Here is a 3,297-nt window from a genome sequence, read left to right as displayed (position 1 = left end):
AGCTTCGCAAGAAGCAGTTCGTGCAAGCGATTCCATACGCCGGCGGCCTGGTAGTCGCGTAACCGTCGCCAACACGTCACGCCCGAGCCGCAACCCATCTCGGCAGGCAGGTCGCGCCAGCGCAGTCCGGTCTTGAGGACGAACAGGATTCTCCAGTCAACGCAGCGCGATTCGAAACCGGCAGGCGGCCTGGGTTCTTCTCGCGCCGCGGCTTGGGTCGCGGCAGCAGCGGTTCGATCAGTGTCCACAATTTGTCGTCGATGATCGGCTTGGCAATCTCCTCGGTCTCGGTTGTTCCGATGCCTGAGGTTAACAGCTCGCCGCGAAAGTTAACAGCCCCATGTGCCCTTTTTGAAACCGTCTCTAAAGATGCTCCGCACAAAACCGCTTCGTGTGTGCTTGACCGTTAAAAGGAACTGAATGCGCAGAACGCCAACCTACCAGCCCCGAACAAAGTTGGCTGGTATGCGCCGAGCGGCATTCACGGGCTGCGCGCAGCATCAGCCGCTTGTCACGCAGAACGTCGTTGACCAGTGTGAGAATCTGGGCAGCCAGCTTGTGCTTCTCCAGCAGATGACGGAATCGCAGGATCGTGCTCTCGTCGAGCAGCCGCACCGTCCAGTTGTCCAGCCTGGCGAATTCCCGGTACAGCGGCCGTTGTGCAGCGCTTCTTCCATCGCTGGATCCGACAGGCCGAAATTGCTGCAGGAAGTGGATGCGCAACATCGCCTCGACCGCGAACGGCGGGCGACCACGCTGACCTTCCGGGGCGTACGAGGCGATCAGCATGACCAGATCGGCACGGTACCACCCGGTTCATCTCGTCTAGGAATTCGCGCTTGCGCGTGCGCTTCGTCGACAAATTCAGTCCAAAGTCAGTTTGTTTCATGGGCTACATGTTCGCTTGCCCGCCGATCCTCGACAAGCACATCAGGGGGCGAACTATGCAGAGGTTCCCTTGCGAGTGACTTCGTTAAATGAGATGTTATTTTGCGACGATCAGGTCGCTGCTTAAACCGTTGGCCTTCACGAATTCCGTCCGACCCCGGCCGGTAGCGCGACCAGTTGCGGGTCCTGGGGCAGGTGTGATTTTTGGGTCCCGGAGAGGCCGGCGAGCAGGTCGAGGCACGTACGCTCGACGAGGCAGGGGGCTCGCCACGCAGACAACCAAGAATTTTGCTATGTGCTGTCAGGCGAACTGGAACTGCATTTCGAACAGGATGAGCCGACGCTGTTGCGGGCTGGCGAAAGTGCCTTGTTTTCATCGCACCGGCCGCATGCATATGTGGCGCCGGTCGGTGCCACGCTGCTCGTGGTGCTGCCCCCTTCCGGATACGTGCAACAGAAACCTGCTTTACCGTAGCGCGTCCCGGTATACCCGCAATGCCGGGCGGCATCCCGTGCTCGGCGCTCGATAGCGGGACGATGTTTTGAGAAGGCAACGTGCGCTCGAACGGCATGTGTCGCCGTTCTGCATCCCCGGGAGTCGTACCGGAGCGCGACCCGGTAGCTACGCCCCTGATCTTGATGGACTTCACGGCTTGCGGTTGTGATTTTCCACATTAAACCGTAGTGAAAATCATCACGCCGGTCTTGCGCGAAGAACATGTGCATTTTGCGAATCGATCGTGTTCGCTCGAGCGGTTCAGGCTGCCAGCAAGTATTCCGACAGCAGGAGGGCCGGCGGCTCTGCGGCGGATTTTCGTCGATTGGCCCGAACGCGGCATGCGTTCACCCGATCGGACGGTACCCGATGCTTGCGTCAGTACGGCTGCATCCGCTGCACGATCGACCGGACCTGTGCCGCATAACGATCGCGTTCGGCAGGTGTTTGCGAATGGTACGCACCGACAGCTTTCCACGTATTGCCATATTTGAGCATCATCTTGTGCAGGTGCCATGCGGCGATGTAGATGCTTGCGCACGGGTCCATCAACGTGCGCGACGTGATGCCGTAGGTCGAGAGCGCGGGCAGATGGATCGAATTGATCTGCATCAGGCCATAGTCGATTGATCCGTTAGTGTTGATCCGCTTTGCATTGACGTTGTTGTGCGATTCCTGCCAGGCCAGCGCACGCAGGATCGTTTCGTTGACGTGCTGGTACGCGGCTGCGTCGGAAAAACATTCAGCGCGAACGGAGGGCGTCAGGAATGGCAGCAGCGCCAGAAGCGCGATTGCTCGAATGACCATGCTTTCGATCGGTTGAGGTACAGGGCGACGATCGTGCGATCGGGGTAGGGGGCGGGGCGTCGTCTATCGGCCCCGCTATCCGATCGTGCCGCGTACGATATCGTGTTGACCGGCCGGTACGCGTACGCAGGTGATCGTGTCGGGCACATCTGCGGCGAGGCCGGAATCGGTGCGACGAATCGGTGCTTTACGTTACGACGTTGAGCTGCTGGTCGAGACTGCTCCAGATCCGCTTGCATACACGTCGATCCACGACGATGCAACCATCCGATATCGGCCGGGGATGAGCCGGATCGTCGGCGTGAATCAGGAAGCCGGTGCGACGATGCGTGTCCGTGTCTCCATCCGGCGTCAGGCGCATCGTACAAGCGCCTGCGTGACTATGCTCGAAAGGCGCGCTGACCGAGTAAGAGCCCGTCGGGATGGGCCCCAGGCCGATCTGGTCTTGCATGTCCGGGTTGTTTTTTCCGGCGGCCCGCCCGGAGTACCCTTGCTCGATTACGGGATCTCCGTCGTGCGTCAACCGTCCGGTTTTTTGACTGTATTGCCAGGGCATTTGTTGCCTCCTGTGCGATGGATTGATCGGGTCGCTTTGCCGGTCCGGGTCTCGAGCGGTGGTGGCGACTACGCCGAACACGTGAACAAGCGCGGCCTTGTCAAGTCGTGCGCGCGGTGCGCCATGAGTATCCCGGCCGCGGCGATTCGCGTCGTGGCGATTGCGAACGGCGTTCGTGAAAAGCGTAAGAGACGGTTTCAAAAAGGGCACATGGGGCTGTTAACTTTCGCGGCGAGCTGTTAACCTCAGGCATCGGAACAACCGAGACCGAGGAGATTGCCAAGCCGATCATCGACGACAAATTGTGGACACTGATCGAACCGCTGCTGCCGCGACCCAAGCCGCGGCGCGAGAAGAACCCAGGCCGCCTGCCGGTTTCGAATCGCGCTGCGTTGACTGGAATCCTGTTCGTCCTCAAGACCGGACTGCGCTGGCGCGACCTGCCTGCCGAGATGGGTTGCGGCTCGGGCGTGACGTGTTGGCGACGGTTACGCGACTGCCAGGCCGCCGGCGTATGGAATCGCTTGCACGAACTGCTTCTTGCGAAGCT

The 3,297-nt window shown here is 60.3% G+C and carries 4 protein-coding genes and 2 pseudogenes; 2 read left to right on the top strand and 4 right to left on the bottom strand.

Annotated features, from left to right (window positions below; genetic code table 11):
• Together CFB39_RS38370 and CFB39_RS38365 are read right to left on the bottom strand one after the other, a co-directional pair.
• A pseudogene (locus CFB39_RS38370) lies at positions 1 to 277 on the bottom strand (transposase); the annotation flags it as partial.
• An 86-nt stretch (positions 278 to 363) separates the two neighbouring features.
• On the bottom strand, positions 364 to 789 hold the full coding sequence (locus tag CFB39_RS38365; protein ID WP_089476961.1) for a transposase: 426 nt from the start codon (positions 787 to 789) through the stop codon (positions 364 to 366).
• Between the two features lie 376 nt (positions 790 to 1,165).
• On the opposite strand from CFB39_RS38365, the pseudogene CFB39_RS41330 reads away from it, so the two are divergent.
• Positions 1,166 to 1,363 (top strand): annotated as a pseudogene (locus CFB39_RS41330) (cupin domain-containing protein); the annotation flags it as partial.
• A 399-nt stretch (positions 1,364 to 1,762) separates the two neighbouring features.
• Here the strand turns inward: CFB39_RS41330 and CFB39_RS38355 are convergent.
• Positions 1,763 to 2,191 carry a lytic transglycosylase domain-containing protein gene (locus CFB39_RS38355; protein WP_089476959.1) on the bottom strand — a complete coding sequence of 143 codons (429 nt, stop codon included), beginning with the start codon at positions 2,189 to 2,191 and terminating at the stop codon, positions 1,763 to 1,765.
• 187 nt (positions 2,192 to 2,378) lie between these two features.
• Positions 2,379 to 2,747, bottom strand: a complete 369-nt coding sequence (locus CFB39_RS38350) for a tlde1 domain-containing protein (RefSeq protein WP_089476958.1) — start codon at positions 2,745 to 2,747, stop codon at positions 2,379 to 2,381.
• A gap of 275 nt (positions 2,748 to 3,022) precedes the next feature.
• On the opposite strand from CFB39_RS38350, the gene CFB39_RS38345 reads away from it, so the two are divergent.
• Positions 3,023 to 3,297 (top strand): transposase (locus CFB39_RS38345; protein WP_144030398.1); only part of this gene is annotated, 275 nt, incomplete at its 3' end.

Source organism: Burkholderia sp. AU6039 (genome assembly GCF_002223365.1).
Classification (GTDB): domain Bacteria; phylum Pseudomonadota; class Gammaproteobacteria; order Burkholderiales; family Burkholderiaceae; genus Burkholderia.
Note: the sequence above shows the minus strand (reverse complement) of the source record. Positions and strands in the feature narration are given on the sequence as shown.